The following is a 23,053-nucleotide window of genomic DNA, read 5'->3' as shown; positions in this document are numbered from 1 at the left end:
GCGGGGGGGAAGGAGAGCGTAGCCAGCCATACCCCGGCAGGCGCGGCTAGGTTGCGGTCGAGTTTGGCGGTTTTTGCGCTTCCCGGGCCTTTTTCCAGCGCCACAAGGGCCAGGCGCCCACCACCAGCAGCAGCGCCACGGCGGCGTGCACGGTATCGGCCACCACGTTGAGCACCAGAAAGGCCACCGACAGCGCCACCAGCAGCCCTGTGCTCCAGGGGTGGCCCCAGGCGCGGTAGCTGCCATCGGGCGGGGTGGGGCTGAGGCGGCGCACTTTCAGCAAAGCGGCGAAGCCCACCACATAATACCCCACGAAGAGAATGCTGGTGATGGCCTCCAGCGTGGGCACGGTGCCGCTCAGGGCCAGCACCAGCGTGAGCGCTACGGCCACGCCCAGCGCCAGGCGGGGCGTGCCGCCGGCGTGCACCCGCCCCAGCGCCGCCGGCAGGTGCCCGGCCCGGCCCAGCGCAAACAGCACCCGCGTGGCCATCAGCAGCACCGAGTTGAGCACGCCGCCGAGGGCCGCCACGGCCAGCACCAGCACCGCCCGGCGGCCCGGCGGGCCCAGCAGGTCGTGGGCTATTTCGGCCAGCGGCAGGGTGCTGGCCGTGAAGCGCGGCCAGGGCAGGGCGCGCAGCAGCATGAAATTCAACAGGAAATACAGGGTGAGAATGATGCCCGTGCCCAGCAGCAGCGCCCGCGCCAGGGTGCGGCCGGGCTGCGGCGTTTCCTCGGCAAAGTAGATGGGGCCGTACCAGCCGTCGTAGGCAAACACCACGATTTGCAGCGCCCCCACCAGGCTGGCGCCGGGCACCAGCAGGCGGCCGGGATTGGGCAGCCGGGGCGCGGCGGGCAGCAGGCCGCTGGCCGCCACCAGGCCCAGCATCACCAGAATGAGCAGGCCGGCCGTGGCTTCCTGCGCCCAGCCCGCCGAGCGGGGCCCGCGCCATTGCAGCAGGCCCAGCAGCAGGATGGCCGCCGCCGCCAGCAGCGTAGTATGGCCCGCCAGGGGCGCGGGCAGCAGCTGGCCCAGGTAGTCGCCGAGCAGCAGGGCCACCAGCCCGCCGGCCACGCAGGAGCTGGTCCAGTCGGCCCAGGCCACCACCACAGCCGGAAACTCGCCGAAGGCCGCCTCGGCGTAGCCGTACCAGCCGCCGGCCTGGGGCAGGCGGCCCGCCAGCTCGGCCAGGGTGTTGGCCGCCAGCAGGGTGAACAGCCCACCGCCCACCCACAGCACCAGCACCAGCTGGGGGCTGCCCAAGGCGCGCACCAGGTCGCCGGGGGCGGTGAGCACGCTGGTGCCCGCCGTGCCGCCCACCGATACCGCCAGTGCAAAGCCCAGTCCCAGCAGCCGCCGCAAATGAGAAGTAGTAGCCATATCCCAACCGTTGGATGGGGCCAAAGCTACGCACGTCACGCAGTGCCGCGGAGGCTGGCTGGGATATTCCGCCACCGGTGCCCGGCCTTACTTAGGGGGGTAAAGTAAGCCAGGCAGCGCTGCCGGGTGCTTCTTAGGGGGATAAGACAGGCCGGGCAGCGCTGCCCGGTGCCGATGGCCAGGGCATTACAACTGCGTTTTCGCTTTGGGCGAGCCGCCAGCGCCATTCGCCGATACCTATTAGGATAACTGCCAAATAAATCCTAGCTTTCCCCCGGTTTCGGCTGCTGTTGATGATAGGAGTCAGACTCCACGTAAAATTCCCACACTAAATTTTTCATGATGAAACCTTTACTCTCTGTCAGGGAGCGGCTCTCGGCTGCGGCCCTGGTAGCAGCAATGGGCTGCGCCAGCGTGGCCCAGGCCCAAACCATCGACGGCACCCGCGATGCCTCGTACCCGGCCGCGCTGGCCGTGCAAACCGTGAACACCAGCTTCGGCAACAACACCAACGGCAACGTGGCCAGCGCCGGTGGCTCCGAGCTCGACAACATCCACGCCTACATCTCGGGCTCCGATTTGGTCATCTTCATCGGGGGCAACCTCGAAACGAACTACAACAAGCTCGACCTGTTTTTTGACAGCAAGGGCGGCGGCCAGAACCAGCTCACCGGCAACACCAACTTCCTGGGGGCCATGAACGGCCTGACCTTCGACGCGGGCTTCACGGCCGACTACGCCCTGTCGGTGACGGCCGGCATGGCCACCGCCACCACGGCCTCGGTGTTTGCCAACTACGGCATTCTGCCCACCGGCGGCGGCAGCAACAACGCCGACTACATCAACACCGGCGGCACGGCCGCCGGGCTGGTGCAGCCCCTCGACTTTGCTGCCGGCGGCAGCTCGGGCTCCGGCACGGTAGCCCTCAACAACTCGAACACGGCCGGCGTGGACGGCAACTCCGGCACCGCCGCCACCGGCAACCCCGGCGCCGTGAGCACCGGCATCGAGTACCGCATTCCGCTCAGCGCCCTGGGCACGTCGGTGAACGGCGGCGACATCAAAATCATCGCCTTCATCAACAACGACGGCCGCAACTACCTCTCGAACCAGGTGCTGGCCGGCCTGCCCGTGGGCACTGGCAACCTGGCCAACGTGGGTAGCGTCAACTTCAACAACCAGGCCGGCAACCAGTACGTGACGGTGACGAACTCCGTGGCCGCCGTCCCCAACATCGGCGTCAGCCCGGGCACGGCCGCGTTCAATAACGTGGGCGTGGGCAACACCGCCACCCGCACGGTGGCCGTCACCAACACCGGCACGGCCGTGCTCAACGTGACCGGCATCAGCTCCAACAACGCCCGCTTCACGGCGGCGCCAAGCGGCGCCTTCACGGTAGCAGTAGGCGCCACCGTGAACGTGACGGTGACCTTCGCGCCCACCGCCGCCGGCGCCCAGACCGGCACCCTGTCCATCGCCTCCAACGACCCCGGCGACCCCACCCTCAGCGTGAGCCTGAGCGGCACCGGCATCGCCGCCGGCCAGGTAGTGCTCGACGGCACCGCCGACGCCAGCCTCTACACCCAGAAGGCCGTGCAAACCGCGCCCACGCAGTTCGGCGACAACCAGAGCGAGCTCGACGCAGCCTATGTTCGCGTCACCAGCACCGACCTCTACCTAACCATTGCCGGCAACCTCGAAAGCGGCGGCAACAAGCTGCTGCTGTTCTTCGACGCTGACCCCAACGCCGGCCAGAGCACCATTGCCGGCAACAACTCGACCGCCGGCGCCTCCGGCAACTTGGCCGGCCTGCAGTTCGACCGCGGCTTTGCGCCCGAGTCGTTCATCACCGTCAACCACAACGGCACGAGCTTATTTGCCGACTACGTGCGCCTCGACAACGGCACCACGCCCAGCCGCTACCTCAGCACCACCACCACCGACTTCACCCAGCCCCTCAACTTCGACGGGGGCCTCACCGGCGAAGCCTCCTTTAATAACTCGAACACGGCCGGCGTGAGCAACAGCGATGCCAGCGGCGCCGGGGCCGTCACCACCGGCCTCGAGCTGCGCATCCCGCTCAGCGCCCTGGGCGCGGGCATCACCGGCACCACGCCCCTCCACGTGATGGCCGTGGTGGCCAACGGCGACTACACCTATTTCTCGAACCAGACCCTGGGCGGCCTGCCCCTGGGCACCGGCAACCTGGGCGCCAACGGCAGCGGCGGCGGCTCGCTGCCCCTCACCATCGACTTCCTCAACTACCCCGGCAACCAGTTCTTCACCGCCCAGCGCGGCGACGTCACCATTGCCGACACCCGCGCCCTGGCTGGCGAGTACCGCAACATCACCATCAATCCTACGGGCAGCGCCACCGTACAGTCGCCGCTCGACGTGAGCGGCACCCTACTAGCCACTGGCGAACTGCAATTTCCCAACCCCACGGCGCAAAACCCCACCGTGTACGATGGCTACGTAACCGGCAGCGGCACTGCGTACATCGCTGGCACCGTCGTCATCAGCTCGCCCGACGGCATCACCGCCTCGGGCAACACCGGCAACGTGCGCACCGCCATCCGTAACTACGGCAGCGGCGGCACCACCTACCACTACATTTCGACTGCCCCGGCATCCGTCACGGGCTCGGGGCAGCCCACCGTGATGAAGCAGATGGAGGTGGACGGCCCGGCCGGTACTACCCTCACCCTCAGCCGGCCGTTGGAAATTCTCGAAGCGCTGGACCTGACTAACCGCAACCTCGTTACCAATGGCCAAATTCTGACGCTGTCTAGCACCGATACTGGCACGGCACTGGTGTCGCTGGTGGGTGGCGGCGTGGGTACCGTCGTCGGCAACGTCACGGTGCAGCGCTACATCAACCCCAGCCAGAATGCCGGCGCGGGCTACCGCCACTACAGCGCGCCCGTCAGCAACACCACCCTGGCCGACCTCGCCGCCCCCGGCTTTGCTCCCGAGCTAAGCCAGGCCGCCACCTACAACAGCTCGCCCACGCCGGGCCTGGTCACGCCGTTCCCGAATATCTTCGGCTACGACGAAAGCCGGGTAAACACGGTCACCAACGATTTGTCGGCCTTTGATAAAGGCTGGTTTGCTCCGACTACGGCCGCCATGCAGGTCGGCCACGGCTATACGGTCAACATCCCGGCCACGAGCACCGTCGATTTCGTGGGTACGCTCAACAACGGTGACCTCGTGCGCACCCTCGGCCGCAGCGGCGGCACCAACGGCGGCTGGCATCTGGTGGGCAACCCCTACCCGGCCCCGCTCGACTATTCGCAGGTAGCCCCCGCCGACCGCCCCAACCTCGACGCCGGCATGTACGTGTTTGAAAGCACGGGCCAGTACGCGGGCAACTACCGCAGCTACGTCAACGGCGTAGGGGCCAACGCCCTTCTCGCCAGCAGCCAGGGCTTCTTCGTGCGCGTGAGCAACGGCCAGAGCAGCGGCTCACTCACGTTCCGCAACTCGCAGCGCGTAACGAACCCGGCCACCCAAACCACCTTCCGCCGCGGCGCGGCCGACCTGCGCCCGCAGCTCCAGCTGACCCTGCAGGGCGGTAGTCTGACCGACGACCTCTACGTGTACGCCCAAGCCGGCGCCACCCCCGGCGTCGATACTGAGTTCGACGCTGTGAAGCTGCCCAACACCCACGGCCTCAACCTGGCCGCCCTGTCCGGTACCGATGCTCTCGCCATCAACGGCCTGCCCGCGCTGACCACCGCCACCGTGGTGCCGCTGCACGTAGGCGTGCCCGCCGCCGGCAGCTACACCTTCGAAGCTGCCGCCCTGCGCAACTTCACCGGCACCGTGTACCTGCGCGACGCCGTGACCGGCCAGCAGCACGACCTGCGCCAGCAGCCGCGCTATACCTTCGCCACCACGGCCACCACGCTGGCGGGCCGCTTCACGCTGGTGTTCGCCCCGGCCGGCGCCCCGCTGGCCACCGCCGCCGAGCTCAGCGCCGCTCAAATCAGCGTGTTCCCGAACCCGGCCCGGCAGCGCTTCACCGTGCAGGTGCCCGCCGCCAAAACCGGCACTGTAACCGTGGCCCTCTACAACAGCCTCGGCCAGCCGGTGCGCACCGTGCGCGCCGCCGCTGCCGGCGAAGCCACCAGCGTGGCCTTGGATGCCAGCGGCCTCGCCGCCGGCGTGTACACGCTGCGCGTGCAGGCCGGCTCGGCCTCGCCGGTTGCCAAGCGCGTGGTGCTCGAATAGTTTCGTCGCACCCATCATTGAAAAGGCCGAACGGGTTTCCGTTCGGCCTTTTTGCGTTTCAAGGTTCGGAATGACGTAGGGGCGTAGCTAAGCCTTGCCCTTACGTCGCTTTGATTTGCCCGCTCGTTCGTAGGTTTGTTAGGCAAGACGAACAAATTTCAACTCACCAAACCGCTTTCCCCATGACCACGCCCGAAGACTTCGAAGCCGCCGCCCAGCGCGCCCAACAGCTGCCCACCAAACCCTCCAACATGGTGCTGCTCCAGCTCTACGCCCTCTACAAGCAAGCCACCGAAGGCGACGTGAGCGGCGACCGCCCCGGCGGCTTCGACTTCAAAGCCATTGCCAAATACGACGCCTGGACCAGCCTGAAAGGCACCAGCCAGGACGATGCCCGCCAGCAATACGTAGAGCTGGTGAGCGAGCTGGCGGGGTAAAGAATAGGGTAGGAGGGTAGGTGGGTAGGAGGGTAAGAGGGCTTTAGGTCCGCCAATTCCCCTCCTGCCCTCTTACCCCCATACCCTTATACCCTTCCCAATGGAAATCTCCCGCAAAAAGCCCAGCTACCCCATCAGCCCCGCGCTGCGCCGCTACCTGGCCGACTACGACCGCGCCGCCCCGCTGCCCGTGACCTACGCCGACCTGCTGCGCTACAGCGGCAGCTACCCGCGCCACGACCGCAAGGGCCAGGACACGCTCTGGCAGACGGTGTTTTACGAGCCCAGCGCCCTGCGCGAGCTCAGCGAGGGCCTGGTGGCGGTGTACGCGCAGCTGCGGCTGGCCGGCGACTCGTCCTTCTCCGACCAGCTCGTGGCCGACCGTATCGACTACTGCCACTTTGGCAATTCGCATCCCTTCCGGGTGCGCGTGGTCAATTTGCTGAACGACAACTACGACTATTTCTACGTTAAGAAAGCCGACGCCTCGCGCCTCTACGGCCTGGAGCTGGAGCACGTCCTCTCGCCCAACCGCATTAACTTTCTGGTGGATGGCGATACGCTCATCGAAGAGCACATCATCGGCATTCCGGGCGACGATTTTATCAAGCAGCACCTGCCGCAGCCCCACCTCAACCAAGTGCGCCTGGCCAAGGAGTTCGTAAAGTTCAACGAGCGCTGCTTCGTGCGCCTGCTCGGCGACATGCGGGCCTATAACTACGTCATTGCCATTACCCCCGACTTCGAGGACGAGCAGTACCGCGTGCGCGCCATCGACTTCGACCAGCAGAGCTACGAGGGCCGCCGCACGATGTATCTGCCCCAGTTTTTCAAGGACAACAAGGCCGTCATTGACATGTGCGCCCGCCACCTCAAGCCCGAGGCCATCCGCCAGTACCAGGCCGAGGAGCGCACCCTCATTGCCCGCCGCGTACGCACCGAGCGCTACCGCCTCAAGGCCCTCATGGACGCCATGCGCGCCGACGAGCTGGCCCCGCCCGTCAAAGTCACCCAGCTCTGCGCCGAGCTAAACCACCACTACGGCGGCACTTTCTTCAACAACTGCCACAGCATGGGTGACGTGGTGCGCCTGCACATCAAGCTGATGCTGCTGGGAAGGCCGAAGGCTAGTGGTTAATGGTTAATGGTTAGGGGTTAATGACGTTCAACCGCTAACCGCTAACCGCTAACCGCTAACCGCTAACCGCTAACCGCTAACCATTAGCTCAGGATTGCGAGCCAGCCGCAACGCGGCGACACGTTGGTAGCCTGGGTTTGATAGAACAAGCCAGAGCCGCAACGCGGCGGCACCCTGCGTAAGGTGCCGCCGCGTTGCGGCTCTGGTTTTCATGGGCGAGGGTATTTCTACCAACGTGTTGCCGCGTTGCGGCTGGCTGGGTTAAGCGGTTTTGGGCGCTGGTAGGTCAAACGCTGTGGCGTCGTGCTCAAAATGGCCTTTGTGCGAGCCGTCGCAGAAAGGTTTTTGCTTCGACAGCCCGCAGCGGCAGATGCTGATGCGCTGGCGGCCGCCCAGGCCGTAGGGCTGGCCCTGGGCATCGACGAGCTCAATGTTTTCGCCTTCCACGCGGAGCGAGCCGTTGGAGAGAACCGTAAGTTTTACTGACATAACAGTGGGGAAAAAGGTTGGATAAAAAACAAACGGGCCGCCTGCAAGCAGCCCGTTCATCGGTGAAAATTTGGGAAAATGCTGCTTACAACTCCTTGCGCAGCACGTAGTCGTTCATGAAATACGGGCCGATGGGAATGTCCTCCTCGCGCTGCCGCACAAAGCCGCGCCGCTCGTAGAAGCTGATGGCCGGGTTGTAGCGGTTGACGTTCAATTCCAGGAAATTGCCGCCGGCGGTGCGGGCCGCATTCTCCACCGCCTCGATGAGGTAGAGGCCCAGGCCCTGACCCTGCCGCGTGGGCAGCACGTAGATTTTGTGCATCTTGAAGGCAATGGTGCCATCTTCCTGCGGCAGGGGGCCAAAGGAGGCGTAGCCGGCGGGCTCATCATCAAGGTACGCCAGCAGGAAGGTATGGTGCTGCTCCTGCATCTGCCGCTTCAGCGAGGCGGGGGTGTAAATCACCCGGTACATGTACTCAATCTGCTCGCGCGAGATGATGAAGCGGTAGGTAGGCTCCCAGGTGGCCTCGGCCAGACGCATGATGGTCGGAATATCCTGGAGCGTGGCGGCAACGATGCGCGGCAAGGCGGCGGGGGCAGAGGTCATATAGCAGCAAAACGCGAAATTGCGCCGAAAATTTGAATAAGTCGGCCGCGTAGCTGTACGCTTGGCCCGCCAATTGCGTTAGCGGCCGTCCCAACCATCCAGTTTATCTGCCTTATGAAATCATCGTTTTGCCTGCTCGTGCTGCTGGGAATTGCTTCGGTCACCACCCACGCCCAGACCACGACCACCACCAAAACCACCGTCACCCAAACCACACCTGCAACTGACGAAGACCTGCAGAAGCATTTTCTCAACGAAACCATCGACCTGAGCAAAGCCCGCGCCGAGGAGCTACCGGACCTATTCGACCACTTTATCAGCGTGGTGCGCGAAGAGCGCCGCGGCTGGAACTACCGCCAGTGGACCGAGGCCGAGCAGGTGCTGGGCCGTTTGGTGGCGCGCTACCAGGTAGTGCACAGCGGGCTGCCGCTGGAGGAGCGGGTGCGCATCCGGGCCGCTCAAACGGAATTTAAAACGCTGAAAAGTACGCGGACACGGTAATTAACCGCCTGTCATGCTGAACGCAGTGAAGCATCCTCTCACGTCCGGACGAAATCGTTGAGGCGTGAAAGGATGCTTCACTGCGTTCAGCATGACACGTTCTTTATACTCCGTCATCTTACTGCGTCCGCAGCCACGCCAGCGCCGTGTCCACGTCGTCAAACAGCTCGATGGCCATGTGCGGGCGTATCGTGTTGATAAATTCCTGGCTGGCAAAGCGGTTGTCCCGGTCGGGCGAGAAGACGTAGGCCATGGCCCGGATGCCGGCGCCCAGGGCCAGCGGCAGCCATTCGTATTGCAGCCAGGGCAGGGCCTCGCGCCAGTCGCCGCCGGTGTCGCTTTTGTCGTTGAGCACCCGGGTGTAGCGCATTGCCTCGCGCCAGTTGCGACCTTGTTGGGAGCCTTTAATTACCACATCGGCATTGAGTTGGCCGTGCCAGCGCACGTAGAGCAGCTCGTCGGCGGGGTAGTGGAAGTATTCGGCTAGCGGCGCCCCGTGGTCGTCGGTGAGCGCCAGCAGGAGGGTGGGTTCGGCGGAGGACATGGCGCAGCAAGTGAATAAGCCGGGAATACTACTCAAGTATAGGGCTTTTTTATGAGAATAAATAGCGGGGGCATCCCGGCGGCGGGCTTATCTTTGGGGTCACGCTATTTTCTTATTCTTTACCTGCGCGCAGCGTTATGCACATTGCCATCGTCGGCAACATCGGAGCCGGCAAAACCACCCTGGCCCATAAGTTGGCTCATCACTTCCGCTGGGAGGTTTTTCTGGAAGACGTAGACGACAATCCCTACCTCAAGGATTTCTACGCCGACATGCCGCGCTGGGCCTTCCACCTGCAGGTGTACTTCCTGAACGGTCGCTTCCGCCAGACCCAGCAAATCAAGCAGCTGCAGAAAGCCGGCAAAGGCATCATCCAGGACCGCACCATCTACGAAGACGCCCACATCTTCGCCGCCAACCTGCACGAGTCGGGCCTGCTCGAAACCCGCGACTACAACAACTACTACGCCCTCTTCGAGTCGATGATTAGCCTCGTCGAGCCGCCCGACCTGCTGCTCTACCTGCGCGCCGACCTCTCAAAGCTCATCAACCAAATCGAGAAGCGCGGCCGCGACTACGAAAACAGCATCAGCATCGAGTACCTCAAAAACCTCAACGAGCATTACGAGAAGTGGATTAGCGGCTACAACCACGGCCGCCACCTCATTGTGGACGTGAGCGAGCTCGACTACGTCAAGAATCCCGAAGACCTCGGGACGATTATCGACAAGATTAACGGCACGCTGTTCGGGCTGTTTTAAGGGTTGAAAGAACAAAGCTCCCCTCCTCAGAAGAGGAGGGGATGTGAGCCGCGAAGAGCGGCGAACGGGGGTGGTTGAACCGGTCGCGCCGTTAGGATGAATCTGGAACAAACCCAGTAAACCCCTGACGGCGCGAACGGCCTAACCACCCCCGTTCGCGCCTCTTCGGCGCTCACATCCCCTCCTTAGCAGGAGGGGAGCTTGTCGTTCTATCCCCCAATAGCCTCATTCAGAAACCCCACCAGCGGCCGCGCCGCCGCCATCCCTGCCGCTACCCGCGCCACAAAATCCGGCGCCAGCACCTCCGAATCGCTGAAATATTGCCCCACGCCAAACGTTTTCAGCTTCAGCCAAGCCAAATCAGGGTCGTCGGCCGCGTAGCCTTTCGGCGGGCGCACAAGTTGGGGCCCGGTCGGCTCCAGCCCCAAAGGGAAATGCTGCAACAGCTCCGGGGCCTGCCGCAGCCGGTGAAACTCGTCGGGGCTGTAGTGGATTTCCTGCCGAATGGCCGCCAGCATGGCCGGCCAGGGCCAAAAGGTGCCCGCCCCCAGCCAAGACATGCCATCGGGCTGCACGGCCAGGAAATAGCCTGCCCGCTCGGCGTGCCGCCCGCCGCGCTTGAAACCCGCGCCCATGCGGCGCTTGTAGGGCTCGGGGTCGCGCTGGCTACGGTCGTTCTTGTGGAGGCGGAACATCACGTCGGCGGGCGTGAGGTTTTCCAGGTCGGGGTCGGTGGGGGAGACGGCGGCCAGCACCTGGCGCACCAACTCGGTGCAGGCGGCGCGGGCGCGCTGGTAGTCGGCGCGGTGCTCGGCCATCCAGGCGGTGTTGTTGTTGGCTGCCAGCCGCCTCAGAAAGTCAAGTAGGTATTGTAAATCCATGCAGCCAGAACGTAAAAACGGGCTGGCGGATTCACTTATTGTGAGTTGGGAGTTGGGTGAAACGAGTATCCCAATACCTGAAACCAAACACCTAATACCGAATGCCCAGTGCCCTAACCTCTTTCGCTCTTAACCATTAACTAGCCCCTACTTCCGGCTAAGCACGGTAATCCTGTCGCCCACCCGCAAATACCCCTCGGCCGGGCCAGTCACATTCTGGCCAAACAGCGTTTTGCTGCCCGCCTGCCGGTAGGTGGCTAGGGTGCGCAGGGGCTCGCCGCCGGGTGTTTTCTCGCCGGTGGTTTGGTCGATGGTCGTCAGCACGCAGCGGCCGCAGCCGCGCACGGCCCGGAAGGGCAGTTCGCCGATGGTGAAGTCGGCCCAGGCGTCGTCGTCGTAGGCCGCGCCGCCGCTGAAGATGAGGTTGGAGCGGAAGCGGTCCATCGGCACGGCTTCGGGCAGGCGGGCGTTGAGGTCGGTCAGCGCGCTTTCGCCGATGAGCAGGAAGGGGTAGCCGTCGGCAAAGCTCACCAGCGTGCCGGCGGGGTTACGCTCGGGCTCCACTTCGCGCCGCACCATGTCGGACATATACACCAGGCGGCAGCTACGGCCCAGCGCCTCGCTCAGCCACTCGTCGGCCTCGGGGGCACCGCACCAGGCCCACACCATATCGTCCCAGATGGTCACGAACAGCGTCTTATCCGCCGTCGCTTCGAAGGGCACGAACAGCGGCAGCAGCTCCGGCCGCTGCCGGTGGCTGAGCAGGAAGCCGTTGTAGGCCGGGGCCACGGTCAGCAGCGCCATCTCGGCGTGCTGGCGCTGGGTCATAAAGCGGTTGCGCTCGTCCACAATCAGCCAGCGCCGGTCGTGCCGCAGGCCGCGGGGCGTGACTTCGGCCGTGGGCACCGCGTAGCCACCTAGTGATTTGACGGGATAGAGAACGAGACCGGAAAGCGTAAGCGAAGCAGACATGGGGGCAAAGGTAGGGGAGGCAGGAAGAGCAAAAACCAGAACGTCATGCAGAGCGCAGCGAAGCATCTCGCGTGCAGCAGTAATCCCAATCGTTAGAAATTACTACCACACGCGAGATGCTTCGCTGCGCTCTGCATGACGTTCTTTTTTCCTCTGCCGCCCCTTACTCCACCACCAACAAATCCGCCTGCCTCACAAACGCATCGTGCTGCTGCCACTGCACGCGGTACCAGATATCCTGGGTGCCCAGCACCGTCAGCCGGTCGCCCACGGCCGCTGTGCTCAGCCAGGGGGCCCCGGCGCTGGGGCCGCCCATGATGGCCGCGCCCGCCCGGGCCACGAGGGCGGCGGGCGTGGGCCGCAGCCAGTAGAGGTAGGCCCCCGTCAGCAGCAGGTAGGCGAAATAGGCTAGCCAGCCGCGCGGCCGCGCCCGGTGCCGCCGCAGCAGCAGCCACACCATGCCCACCACGGCCCCGCCCAGCAGCACCTGCAGGCCGGTGTAGTAATAGCGCTGAATTTGCACCCGCCAGTCCTGCTGCCAGGTGTTGGGGTAGCCTACCAGCCGGTATTGGGTGGCCAGGGCCGTGAGCTGCCGCCAGGTGCGCAGGCGCGGCTGCCGGGCCTGCGCCAAGCTCAGGTAGAGCATGGCGGCCGGGTAGTGGCCGAGCTGCTGCTGGGCAAAGGCCATGCGCAACAAAAGCTGCGGCGAGGCCTGCCGCCGCTGCCACACCTGCTGCCGATAGAGGGGCGCCGCCGCCGCAAACTGACCCGCCGCGAACAGCGAATCGGCCCGCAGCAGCTCTGCGCCGGGCTTGCTGGCCCCCGAATTGAAAAAATTTATTCCCCCGAAATCAGCTCCCAACCCCCAGAAAGGCAACAGGATTAAAACGCCCAAAAGGGCCAACGCAGCACGGGGAGAGAGTTTTTTTTGAGCCAAGGTTATGTATTCCGAAAAAGTCCTCGTACTTTTGTACCCACAAAAACGGTATGGCACCGTTTCAAAGCCCAAAGCTACTGATTCTGTAGCTCAGCTGGTAGAGCAGTACACTTTTAATGTACGGGTCCTGGGTTCGAATCCCAGCGGAATCACTCAAAGCCTCTTCACGATACGTGGAGGGGCTTTTGTGTTTTTCTGCTAACAGTTTTGCCAACGGTCTGACCTTAAACATTACTTACAAGATGTAAAAAATGCTACTACCCCAGACACGATAACTTAGGAAGCTACCTCTACTAGTAGGAGGAATGTAGAGAGTTTCAAATAAGGACTGTACATTGTGCCTCTAAATCTTGTAGCCTTATGCGTGTAACCGACCCTAGTTATTATTTGCCTCACGTTTTAGCACTGGAGCCAGGCAGAATTTTCACCAGTGGTGCTAATATGCCTCTTCTCATTAGAGGGTTCTGTGAGCAAACGGCAAGCGAAGGAGAGTATGTCCTGAAAGGCAAGGGAGGAGAGCGTATGACGGCTGCAGCATTTGAACGCGAAATGTTAGGCTGCTTTGCTGCTTGGCAAGTTGGACTTAATGCTGTTGAACCTGTGTTAGTAACGGTAGGTAATGAATTCTTACAGACAATAAAGGGACATCCTAGTTATGATTTAGTTAGTCGTTCAATAGGGCATAACTACGGTTCGGTTTTTAGACCTGGTATGCGTGAGTTTGCAAACAACCAGTCTCTTAACCCAAAAGAACAGGAATATGCTAAATTAATATTTGCTTTTGATGTTCTTATTCAGAATACCGACCGGCGTCTCGAAAAGCAGAATATGTTGACCGATGGTAATGATGTAATCATATTGGACCACGAATTAGCTTTTTCCTTTACGCAGTCGCTTTTTCCTGTCAAGGAGTCATGGTTGATTCCTGAAGCTGATTTGTATTGGATTCGCAACCATTATTTTTTTAACCAGCTACGTGGAAAAAGGATTGATTTTAACACCCTATGCGTTAATTTTCAAAATATTGATGCCGATTTCTGGCATTCCGCTTACAGCCATATACCTCCTGAATGGCAAACAGGAGCAAGAGCAGTAATCGAAAACCATATCAACGAAATGGTTGCGCACGTAGAAGAATTTGCTGCGCATCTTAACCGTATCACTTCAACATGAAAACCTATCAGTATCAGTTGCTACACTACGTGCACGATTACCTGACTGGGGAATTTGTGAATGTAGGTATCGTCTTTTTTGAGCCGCAAACTCGGTTTTTGAGCGCGGCGATGTTACCTCGTATACAACGGGTATCAGATTTTTTCTCCGATGTAGATGGAAGAAAATTGCATTCAGTGCTTCGGCACATAGAGAATACACTAAATCAACAAGGGAAAGCGTTAAGTGAGGAGCTTGATTTAGAGCCAATAAACAACCTTGAACAAGTAACTCGAAAGCTTATTCCTAAAAACGATGCTGCTTGGCAATGGAGTGACGTCAAAAAAGGGATAACAATGTTCCCAGATGTCACCTTTCATAATCTATTTGAGAGGTTAGTGCTGAGATACGCGGATTCCGTTACGCCAAGTAGGCCTTCTGATGACGACGTCTGGCGGCAGACTTACAAAAAATACTTTGATAAGTATCGACTTACATCGAAATTGTATCCGAGAGTTGTTCCAACAGCGCATGATGCCATCCCTTTTGAACAGACTTATCAAAATGGAGCATTGCACTGCTACCAGGCAGTAACTTTTGATTTGGAGCGTCCAGATACGGTGAAGGCTAAGGCATACAAATGGTTCGGTCTCCTAAATGAACTGCGTTCTAGTGTTGAACCAGTTCATGTTCATTTTCTTACTGCAGCCCCTGCACACGATATTGATTTGTGGCATTTTGTAGAACAAAAGCTTAAATCAGCTGAAGGTGAAAATCTGAAAGTTGATGTGTTAGGCGAGGCCGATGCAGAGTTGCTTGCGCGTAATTTGCGAGAGTACGTTAACAGGCATCCGACTAGCTAGTTATAAGAGAGGCTCCGACAAGTTTAGTCGGAGCTTTCTTTTTGTGCTGTGTTCTTCCCCCTACCTTTGCCCCCGATGAAACGGCTGCTGTCCCTCTTCCTGGCGATGCTGATGTTCGTGGGTGGCCTGGTGCCGCAGCACGACTTGGCGGAGCTGGCGAAGCTGCCGCAGCTGGTGCAGCACTACCGCTTTCATAAAACGCCCGCGGCGGGTGGGCTCACGCTGCTGCAGTTTCTGGCCGAGCACTACGGGGCGGGCACCCGGCACTACGCTGGTACTGGGATAAATAGCCGCCACAAGCAGGACCACCACGATTTGCCCCTGCGCTGCCATCATGGCTGCGCGGCGGTGGCGTTTGTGCTGCCGACGGCCCAGCCGGTGCTGCCGGTGGCAGCCGCGCGCCCGGTCTTCCATGGCCGGAGCTACGGCTGGGAGCGCGAGGCGCGGTACGCCTTCCGGCCGCTGCTGGCCTTGTTGCAACCGCCCCGAGCCTAGGGATTGCCGCCCTTGGGCGTAGTGTGCCTGCCCCGTGAGGTGGCGGGGCCTTCTTCTATTGTGGGAATTACACGGAGTGCGTGGCGGTGAGCGTTTTGCCTGGCAAACGCGGCTGCTGCGGCGTGGGCGTGGGGCCAGGCGGCTGCCCGGCGGGGGCTGCGGACCGCCCGGCACGACTCCGTGCCAAAAGCTAACTTTATGTTATCGAGGATAATTGCGGCCAGTGTCCGCAACAAATTGCTCGTGGTCCTGCTGGTGGCGGGGCTGGTGGGCTGGGGAACGTACTCGGCGGTGAACCTGCCGCTCGATGCCATCCCCGACGTCACGAACAACCAGGTGCAGGTGATTACCCAGAGCCCGGCGCTGGCCACGCAGGAGGTGGAGCAGCTCATCACCATTCCGCTGGAGCTGAGCTTGCGCACCATTCCGAAGGTGACCGAAATCCGCTCGATTTCGCGCTTCGGGCTGTCGGTGATTACGGTGGTGTTTGAGGATGAGGTGGATACATACCTCACCCGGCAGCTGGTGGGCGAGAAGCTCAGCGCCGTGCAGGCCAGCCTGGGGCCGGAGCTGGGCACGCCGCAGATGGCCCCGATTACGACTGGCCTGGGCGAAATCTACCAGTACACCATCCGGGTGCAGCCGGGCTACGAGGGGCGCTACTCGCTGGCCGCGCTACGCGACATCCAGGACTGGGTGGTGAAGCGCCAGCTGGCGGGCGTGCCCGGCGTGGTGGAAGTAAGCAGCTTCGGCGGCTATGTGCGGCAATACGAAGTGGCCGTGGACCCCGACCGCCTGGCCGCCAGCAACGTAAGCCTGGGCGAGCTGTACGCGGCTATCGAGCAGAACAACGCCAACACCGGCGGCTCCTACCTGGAGCGCGGGCCCAACGCCTACTTCATCCGGGGCGAGGGGCGGGCCACCTCGCTGGCCGACATCGGGAGCAGCGTGATAAAGCAGGCCGCGCCGGGCACCCCGCTGCTGGTGCGCGACGTGGCCGAGGTGCGCTTCGGCCACGCCGTGCGCTACGGGGCCCTCACCCGCAACGGCCGGGGCGAAACCGTGGGTGGCATCGTGCTGATGCTCAAGGGCGAGTCGTCGGAAGCTACTATTAAGGGCGTGAAGGAGCGGGTGGCTGAAATTCAGAAAACATTGCCCAAAGGCCTGGTCATCGACCCGTTCCTGGACCGCACCAAGCTCATCGACAAAGCCATTAAAACGGTGGAGAAGAACCTTATCGAAGGGGGAGTTATTGTGGTGCTGGTGCTCTTGCTGCTGCTCGGCAACCTGCGGGCCGGGCTGGTGGTAGCCAGCATGATTCCGCTGTGCATGCTGTTTGCGCTGGCCCTGATGCGGACGTTCGGCGTGTCGGCCAACCTGATGAGCCTGGGGGCCCTGGACTTCGGGTTGATTGTGGACGGTGCGGTTATCATCGTAGAAGCCATGATTTTCCAGCTCGTGCACCAGGCCACCAAGGCGCAGGCGGGGACCGTGGACGAGGTGGCCGAGGCCGCCGCCACCCGGCTCATGCGCTCGGCGCTGTTCGGGCAGCTCATCATCCTCATCGTGTATTTCCCCATCCTGGCCCTCACCGGCATCGAGGGCAAGATGTTCCGGCCCATGGCCCTGACGGTGAGCTTCGCCATCATCGGGGCCATGTTGCTGTGTCTGACCTACGTGCCTGCCGTGTCGGCCTGGGCCTTGCGCAAGGGGGTGAAGTCGGAAGGCCGGCTGGCCGCTTGGCTGATGGGCTGGGTGCAGCGCGGCTATGCGCCTTTGATTAAAGGTGCGTTGCGGGCGCGGGGGCTGGTGGTGGGCGGCGCGCTGGCGCTGCTGGTGCTGGGCGGCTGGCTGTTTACGCGGTTGGGCGGCGAGTTCATCCCGCAACTCGACGAGGGCGACTTTGCTGTGAACGTAACGCTGGCCCCGGGCTCGTCGCTGGCTCAGAGCATTGCTACGAATAATCAGGTACAGAAAATCCTACTGCGGAATTTTCCTGAAATCACGCAGGTGGTAGCTAAAATCGGGACTTCGGAGATACCTACCGACCCTATGTCGCTGGAAGATGGCGACCAGATGATTATCCTGAAAGACCGTAGCGAGTGGACCAGCGCCGGCAGCCGCGAAGAGCTGGCCAACAAGATGCAACACGCCCTGGCCGGCGTGCCCGGCGTGAACCTGGAGTTTCAGCAGCCCATCCAAATGCGGTTCAACGAGTTGATTTCGGGGGCTAAAGCCGACATCAGTATCAAAATCTACGGTGAAGACCAAGGCGTGCTCTTTGAAAAAGCCCAACAGGCTGCAGCCCTCATCCGCCCCCTGTCCGGCGTAGGCGACCTGAAGGTGGAGCAGATTGCTGGCCTTCCCCAGCTGCGCGTGAGCTACGACCGCCAGAAGCTGGCCCAGTACGGCCTGAAAGTGAGCGAGCTAAATACATTGCTACGAGCCAGCTTTGCGGGCGAAGTAGCCGGCCAAATCTATGAAAACGAGCGCCGCTACGACCTCGTGCTGCGCCTCGACAGCCTGCACCGCCGCGGGCTCGACGACCTGCGCCGCCTGCTCGTGGACTTACCCGACGGCCACAAGATTCCCCTCGAAGACGTGGCCACCGTAGCCTTCCGCAACGCCCCGATGCAGATTTCGCGCGACGACGCCCGCCGCCGCATCAATATCGGCGTGAACGTGCGTAACCGCGACGTGCAGAGTCTGGTACAAGATATTCAGGTCCGGCTTGATACCCGCCTGCACCTGCCCAGCGGTTACACCATCAAGTACGGCGGTGCCTTCGAAAACCTGCAGCGCGCCGTGGCCCGCCTCGAAGTGGTGGTGCCCATTGCCTTGTTGCTGATTTTCCTGCTGCTGTACTTCTCATTCCGTTCGGTGAAGGAAGCTTTGCTGGTGTTTTCGGGTATCCCGCTGGCGGCCATCGGCGGCGTGCTGGTGCTGTGGCTGCGCGACATGCCATTCAGCATTTCGGCCGGGGTGGGCTTTATTGCGCTGTTCGGGGTGGCGGTGCTCAATGGGATTGTGCTCATGGCCAGTCTTAATGAACTAGCCCATGAAGGTGTAACCGATGTACGCGAGCGGGTACTCCGCGCCACTGCCGAGCGGCTGCGGCCGGTGCTGCTCACGGCGGCCGTGGCCTCATTAGGATTCCTGCCGATGGCGCTGTCTACCTCGGCCGGGGCCGAAGTGCAGAAGCCGCTAGCCACGGTGGTTATTGGCGGACTGATTTCGGCCACGCTGCTCACGCTGGTGGTGCTGCCGGTGGTGTACACGCTGGTGGTGAAGAATGATGATAAGCCGGACGACGAGCCTTCGGCGGATACTGCTGATGCACCAAAACCGATTGGGGGAAACACCGTGCTGCCCGTAACGGTGGGGCTATTGCTGTTTGTATTGAGCTTGTTGCCAGGTATTACCCAGGCTCAAAATACCTTCGGCTCAACCGCCGCACCCACCCAAGCCCCGCCGCCAGCCGGTCCACTTTCGCTAAGCCAGGCACTGCAAAACGGCCTGGGCCAAAGCCTGTTGGTGCAGGAAGCCGCGCTCGACGTGCAGCGTCAGCAGGCCCTCACCCGCACCGGCTACGATGTGCCCCGCACCATCGTGGATGGCCAGCGCGGCCAGATTTCCGATGCCAGCATCGACTACAGCTTCAACGTCATTCAGCAGCTGGCTTTTCCCACGCTCTACGCCGCCCAGCGCCGGGTGCTCGAAACTCAGGTGAGCAGCGCCGAGCAACGCGCTAACATCCAGCGCCGCGAGTTGGCCCGCAGCATCCGCGCCGCCTACTACGGCCTGCTGGTGGAATACCGCCGCGCCGCCCTGTTCCGGCGGCAGGACAGCCTCTACCGCCGCGCCGCCCAGGCCGCCCGCCTGCGCTACCAAGTGGGTGAAACCGACCGGCTCGAACAAGTATCGGCCGAGGCCCGCAGCCGCGAGCTGCAAAACCGCCTCGCCGTGCTGCGCACCGAGCTGCTGGTGCAGCGCCGCCAGCTGGGGCTGCTGCTGGGGGCTGACCGATTGGTGGTTATCGACACGTTGAGCAACCCGGTGCTACGCATTGCCCCGGCCGATACCGCGAGAGTAACCACCGACAGTAACCCCACGATAAGCGCCTTGCGCCAGCAGGTGCAACTCAGCGAGCAGCAAACCCGCGTGGAACGCCTGCGTCGCCTGCCCGATGTGCGGGTGGGCTATTTCAACCAAAGCATCGGCGGCGTACGCGGCTATCAGGTGGCGCAAGCAGGCCTGTCGCTGCCGCTGCTGGGGGGCACGCAGCGCGCCCGCATCGCCGCCGCCCAAGTAGGGCAGGAGCAGGCCGCTACGCAGCTTAGCTACGCCGAATTGCAGCTGCGCGGGCAGCTCACCGGCCTGCGCCAGCAACTCACCCAGGCCCGCGCCTCACTCGATTATTACGAGCAAAGTGCCCTGCCCCAGGCCCAGCTAATTATCAAAACCGCCGAAAAAAGCTTCCGCGCCGGCGACATCGATTACGTCACCTACGTGGTAAACACCCAGCCCGCCTGGCAGATTCAGGAGGCGTACCTCAACCAAGTGCGCCAGTACAATGAGTACGTTACCAGTCTGCTGGCCTTGGCTGGCGTCAATCCTTAAATCGCGACGCACCAGCATCTTCGCTATGATTTTCTCCAATAAATATTTCGCGCTGGTATTGCTGCTGGCCACCCTGGCTGGCTGCGGCGACAAAACCCCGCCCGCCACCGAAGCGCCCACCGAAACCGCCGACCCGGACCTCGTTACCATCAACGTCGCCCAGTACCAGGCCGCAGGCATCGAAACCGGCACTTTCGACTTCAAAGACCTCAGCACCGACGTGCAGGCCAACGGCGTCATCGACGTGCCGCCGCAAAACCTGGCTTCCATCTCGGCGGTGATGGGAGGCTATGTAGTACAAGTGAAGGTATTGCCCGGCCAGCGCGTGGCCCAGGGGGCCACCGTGGCGATACTGCGCCACCCCGACTACCTCAAGCTCCAGCAGGATTACCTGCAAAGCCGCGCCCGCGTCACTTTCCTGGAGCAGGACCTCGCCCGCCAACGCACCCTCGACGCCGAAGACGTGGGAGCCAAACGCAAATTCCAGCAGGCCGAAGCCGACTACGCCAGTGAGCGCGCCGCGCAGCAGGGCTTGGCCGCCCAGCTCCGTCAGCTGGGCCTGCAGCTGGAGCAGTTGGCCGCCACCGGCCGCATCGTGCCCACGGTGGCGCTTACCACACCCGTGGGCGGCTACGTGAAGTCGGTGAAAATCAACCCTGGTCAGTACGTGAATCCGCAGGATGTGCTGGTGGAAGTAGTGAGCCGCGACGACCTACATCTGCAGCTCAAAGTCTTCGAAAAAGACATTGCCAAGGTGAAACCCGGCCAATTAATTCGTTTTCGCGTGCCTGCACTAGGAGCCAGCGCGCCCGAGCAGCGCGCCCGTGTATTCTTGGTTAGCAAGGTGTTTGATGACCCCGGCCATACCATTACCGTCCACGCTCACCTCGAAACCGGGGCCGAGGCGCTGCTGCCCGGTCAGTTTGTGGCCGCTCATATCCAGACCGGTCGCCGCCGTCAGCGCACGCTGCCGGAAGGCGCTATCGTGGAAGCGGGCGAGTTGAGCTACGCCTTTGTGCGCCAGCACCAGAATAAAGCTGGCAGCACCTTCCGCCGCCTGCGCGTGCGCACCGGCGCCAGCCAGGATGGTGATGTGGCCGTTACGCTCCTCGACCCCGTGGCCGACACGTTGCGGCTGGTGCGGCAGGGGGCATATTTCCTGAACGCCGAGATGAGCAAAGGAGCTGATGCGGACGAATAGAGCGGGCTCTTAACCTCCCTCTGATTAGTTTCGTAACGGTTAACCTAAATACCTCACGTTTTGCCTGATTTCGACACTATTATCATCGGCTCTGGTATGGGCGGCCTGGGTGCTGCGCTTTGCCTGGCCCGCGCCGGCCAAAAAGTACTGGTGCTCGAACAGCACGATGTGCCCGGTGGCTGGTGCCACAGCTTCACGCTGGGCGGCCAACGCTTCAGCCCCGGTGTCCATTACATTGGTTTGCTGGACAAAGGCGCAGCTACCCACGAGTTGTACTCGGCGCTGGGCGTGGCCAACGACTTGGTGTTCTTTCGCATGAACCCGCAGGCCTACGAACACTGCTGGATTGGCGACGAACGCATCAACCTGTCGGCTAACATAGACGAGCTCAGCGAAACCCTGAGCCGCCGCTTTCCGCAGGAGCGGGCGGGCATCCAGAAGTACCTGCAACTGGTGCAAACCGTTAACGAGCAGTTGCAGTTAATTCCCAGAATGAAAGGGTTTTGGGACAATATCACCATTCCGTTTCGCACCGCGCAGCTAGGCAAATACGGCCTGTTCAGCCTCAGGCGAGTCATCGACTGGCATATCAAAGACCCGCTGCTCAAAGGCATCCTCAACGTGCAGTGTGGCGACCACGGCATGCCGCCCGCGCAGGCCAGCTTCCCCTTCCACTGCGCCGTGATGGGCCATTACCTGCGGGGTGGATTTTATCCCAGCGGGGGAGGCGGTGCCATCGTCAAGGCCTTCACCACGGCCATCAAAAAGCACGGCGGCCAGATTCGGACCAGCCAGAAGGTCAATAAAATATTACTGGAAAAAACCGGCAAGAAATACCGCGCCACCGGCGTGGAGCTGGCCACCGGCGAACAGCTAACGGCCACCCAAATTCTCTCCAACGCCGACCCCGCCAAAACCTTCCAGCTCGTCGGCCACGAGCACATCGGCGAAAAGCTGCGCCGCAAACTGGCCCAAACCCGCTACTCCGTGACCTCGCTAATGCTCTTCCTGACCGTGGACATGGACGCGCGCCAGGCCGGCCTCGATTCGGGCAACATCTGGATGCTGAATCAGCCTGATTTGGACCAGTTATTCAGCGAAATGCAGACTGAAGACCTGCTAAATGGCGACGAGTTTCCAGCCATTTTCCTCAGCTGTACTACCATCAAAGACCCCCCGAGCTTCAACGGCAGACACCACAACCTTGAAGTCGTCACCTTTATTAATTACGAGGCTTTCAAGCCCTTCGCAACCAGCGGCGACTACCACACGCCCGCCTACGCCGAGTTCAAGGAGCGCCTGACTCAGAAGCTGCTCAACAGCGTGGAAAAAGCCCTGCCCGGCGTGCGCGAGCACATTGTGCAGGTCGAGCTGGGCACGCCGCTCACCAATGAATACTACGTCAATGCCACCCGCGGCAACGTGTACGGCACTGAGAAAACCTTTTGGCAAACGGGTCCATTCGCCTTCCGCAACCGCTCGGAAATCGAAAACCTGTACCTCTGCGGGGCTAGCATTTTGTCGCATGGCGTGGCCGGCGCCACTTATTCGGGCGTGCAGACGGCCGCCACTATCCTGGGTTGTGGCATGCGCGATTTGTTGCAACCCGACGATAATCAGCAGCTTCGCATCTACGAAGCGGAAGATGCCACTACCTGGCCCGAATGGGTCAGAGCTAAAATGCAGGACCGGCAGCGGCGTTTTCAGGCCACTACACCAGGGGCTAAGTAAGTGCCACACGGCCATTCCCGCTTCCCCAACCGGGCGTACGCTTCTCACGCAGCGTTATTCGGTTTTCCATGCTAAATTGCTCTCGGATTAATCCGGTTTTAATCGAAAAA

At 61.9% G+C, this 23,053-nt stretch carries 18 protein-coding genes and 1 tRNA gene; 12 read left to right on the top strand and 7 right to left on the bottom strand.

The annotated features are described in order from the left end of the window. Window positions 1-46: 46 nt before the first annotated feature. The gene (locus tag Q5H93_RS13905; protein WP_305007161.1) at window positions 47-1,378 is read right to left on the bottom strand and encodes an APC family permease; all 1,332 of its coding nucleotides are present in this window, start codon (window positions 1,376-1,378) and stop codon (window positions 47-49) included. A gap of 339 nt (window positions 1,379-1,717) precedes the next feature. Here Q5H93_RS13905 and Q5H93_RS13900 point away from each other — a divergent pair, with 339 nt between their 5' ends. The 3 genes from Q5H93_RS13900 to Q5H93_RS13890 all read left to right on the top strand — a co-directional run bounded on the left by Q5H93_RS13900 (window position 1,718) and on the right by Q5H93_RS13890 (window position 7,189). Then, window positions 1,718-5,614 (top strand): DUF8693 domain-containing protein, encoded by a 3,897-nt coding sequence (locus tag Q5H93_RS13900; RefSeq protein ID WP_305007160.1) that lies wholly within the window; start codon window positions 1,718-1,720, stop codon window positions 5,612-5,614. Between the two features lie 182 nt (window positions 5,615-5,796). Further along, window positions 5,797-6,051, top strand: a complete 255-nt coding sequence (locus Q5H93_RS13895; RefSeq protein ID WP_305007159.1) for an acyl-CoA-binding protein — start codon at window positions 5,797-5,799, stop codon at window positions 6,049-6,051. A 100-nt stretch (window positions 6,052-6,151) separates the two neighbouring features. Continuing rightward, window positions 6,152-7,189 carry a hypothetical protein gene (locus Q5H93_RS13890; RefSeq protein ID WP_305007158.1) on the top strand — a complete coding sequence of 346 codons (1,038 nt, stop codon included), beginning with the start codon at window positions 6,152-6,154 and terminating at the stop codon, window positions 7,187-7,189. A gap of 261 nt (window positions 7,190-7,450) precedes the next feature. Here the strand turns inward: Q5H93_RS13890 and Q5H93_RS13885 are convergent, their stop codons facing one another. Both Q5H93_RS13885 and Q5H93_RS13880 read right to left on the bottom strand, forming a co-directional pair. Continuing rightward, entirely contained in the window at window positions 7,451-7,678 is a 228-nt protein-coding gene (locus tag Q5H93_RS13885; RefSeq protein WP_305007157.1) for a CDGSH iron-sulfur domain-containing protein, read from the bottom strand. A gap of 85 nt (window positions 7,679-7,763) precedes the next feature. Continuing rightward, entirely contained in the window at window positions 7,764-8,285 is a 522-nt protein-coding gene (locus tag Q5H93_RS13880) for a GNAT family N-acetyltransferase (protein WP_305007156.1), read from the bottom strand. 114 nt (window positions 8,286-8,399) lie between these two features. Here Q5H93_RS13880 and Q5H93_RS13875 point away from each other — a divergent pair, with 114 nt between their 5' ends. Continuing rightward, window positions 8,400-8,786: a hypothetical protein gene (locus Q5H93_RS13875; RefSeq protein ID WP_305007155.1), complete on the top strand. Its 387-nt coding sequence runs from the start codon at window positions 8,400-8,402 to the stop codon at window positions 8,784-8,786. Window positions 8,787-8,904: 118 nt separating this feature from the next. Here Q5H93_RS13875 and Q5H93_RS13870 read toward each other — a convergent pair whose 3' ends face one another. After that, entirely contained in the window at window positions 8,905-9,330 is a 426-nt protein-coding gene (locus tag Q5H93_RS13870) for a hypothetical protein (protein ID WP_305007154.1), read from the bottom strand. Window positions 9,331-9,467: 137 nt separating this feature from the next. Between Q5H93_RS13870 and Q5H93_RS13865 the strand changes: the two genes are divergently transcribed. Continuing rightward, window positions 9,468-10,091, top strand: coding sequence for a deoxynucleoside kinase (locus Q5H93_RS13865; protein ID WP_305007153.1), 624 nt, complete (start codon window positions 9,468-9,470; stop codon window positions 10,089-10,091). 209 nt (window positions 10,092-10,300) lie between these two features. On the opposite strand, the gene Q5H93_RS13860 is transcribed toward Q5H93_RS13865, so the two are convergent. The 3 genes from Q5H93_RS13860 to Q5H93_RS13850 all read right to left on the bottom strand — a co-directional run bounded on the left by Q5H93_RS13860 (window position 10,301) and on the right by Q5H93_RS13850 (window position 12,806). Then, window positions 10,301-10,972, bottom strand: coding sequence for a DUF2461 domain-containing protein (locus tag Q5H93_RS13860; protein ID WP_305007152.1), 672 nt, complete (start codon window positions 10,970-10,972; stop codon window positions 10,301-10,303). A gap of 147 nt (window positions 10,973-11,119) precedes the next feature. Further along, window positions 11,120-11,944 carry an MOSC domain-containing protein gene (locus Q5H93_RS13855; protein ID WP_305007151.1) on the bottom strand — a complete coding sequence of 275 codons (825 nt, stop codon included), beginning with the start codon at window positions 11,942-11,944 and terminating at the stop codon, window positions 11,120-11,122. Window positions 11,945-12,107: 163 nt separating this feature from the next. After that, window positions 12,108-12,806, bottom strand: coding sequence for a hypothetical protein (locus Q5H93_RS13850; RefSeq protein ID WP_305007150.1), 699 nt, complete (start codon window positions 12,804-12,806; stop codon window positions 12,108-12,110). A 154-nt stretch (window positions 12,807-12,960) separates the two neighbouring features. Here Q5H93_RS13850 and Q5H93_RS13845 point away from each other — a divergent pair. The 7 genes from Q5H93_RS13845 to Q5H93_RS13815 all read left to right on the top strand — a co-directional run bounded on the left by Q5H93_RS13845 (window position 12,961) and on the right by Q5H93_RS13815 (window position 22,943). Next, window positions 12,961-13,033, top strand: a tRNA-Lys gene (locus Q5H93_RS13845). A gap of 208 nt (window positions 13,034-13,241) precedes the next feature. Next, on the top strand, window positions 13,242-14,054 hold the full coding sequence (locus Q5H93_RS13840) for a HipA family kinase (protein WP_305007149.1): 813 nt from the start codon (window positions 13,242-13,244) through the stop codon (window positions 14,052-14,054). Further along, complete coding sequence (locus Q5H93_RS13835; RefSeq protein ID WP_305007148.1) at window positions 14,051-14,896, top strand: DUF3037 domain-containing protein; 846 nt, start codon at window positions 14,051-14,053, stop codon at window positions 14,894-14,896. The genes Q5H93_RS13840 and Q5H93_RS13835 overlap by 4 nt, the downstream gene beginning before the upstream one ends. A gap of 75 nt (window positions 14,897-14,971) precedes the next feature. After that, window positions 14,972-15,391, top strand: a complete 420-nt coding sequence (locus Q5H93_RS13830) for a hypothetical protein (protein ID WP_305007147.1) — start codon at window positions 14,972-14,974, stop codon at window positions 15,389-15,391. A gap of 198 nt (window positions 15,392-15,589) precedes the next feature. Then, window positions 15,590-20,011 carry a CusA/CzcA family heavy metal efflux RND transporter gene (locus Q5H93_RS13825; protein ID WP_305007146.1) on the top strand — a complete coding sequence of 1,474 codons (4,422 nt, stop codon included), beginning with the start codon at window positions 15,590-15,592 and terminating at the stop codon, window positions 20,009-20,011. A 25-nt stretch (window positions 20,012-20,036) separates the two neighbouring features. Further along, window positions 20,037-21,212 carry an efflux RND transporter periplasmic adaptor subunit gene (locus tag Q5H93_RS13820; protein ID WP_305007145.1) on the top strand — a complete coding sequence of 392 codons (1,176 nt, stop codon included), beginning with the start codon at window positions 20,037-20,039 and terminating at the stop codon, window positions 21,210-21,212. Window positions 21,213-21,272: 60 nt separating this feature from the next. Continuing rightward, the gene (locus Q5H93_RS13815) at window positions 21,273-22,943 is read left to right on the top strand and encodes a phytoene desaturase family protein (RefSeq protein WP_305007144.1); all 1,671 of its coding nucleotides are present in this window, start codon (window positions 21,273-21,275) and stop codon (window positions 22,941-22,943) included. Window positions 22,944-23,053 lie beyond the last annotated feature (110 nt).

This window comes from Hymenobacter aranciens, assembly GCF_030580865.1.
Lineage (GTDB): Bacteria > Bacteroidota > Bacteroidia > Cytophagales > Hymenobacteraceae > Hymenobacter > Hymenobacter aranciens.
Note: the sequence above shows the minus strand (reverse complement) of the source record. Positions and strands in the feature narration are given on the sequence as shown.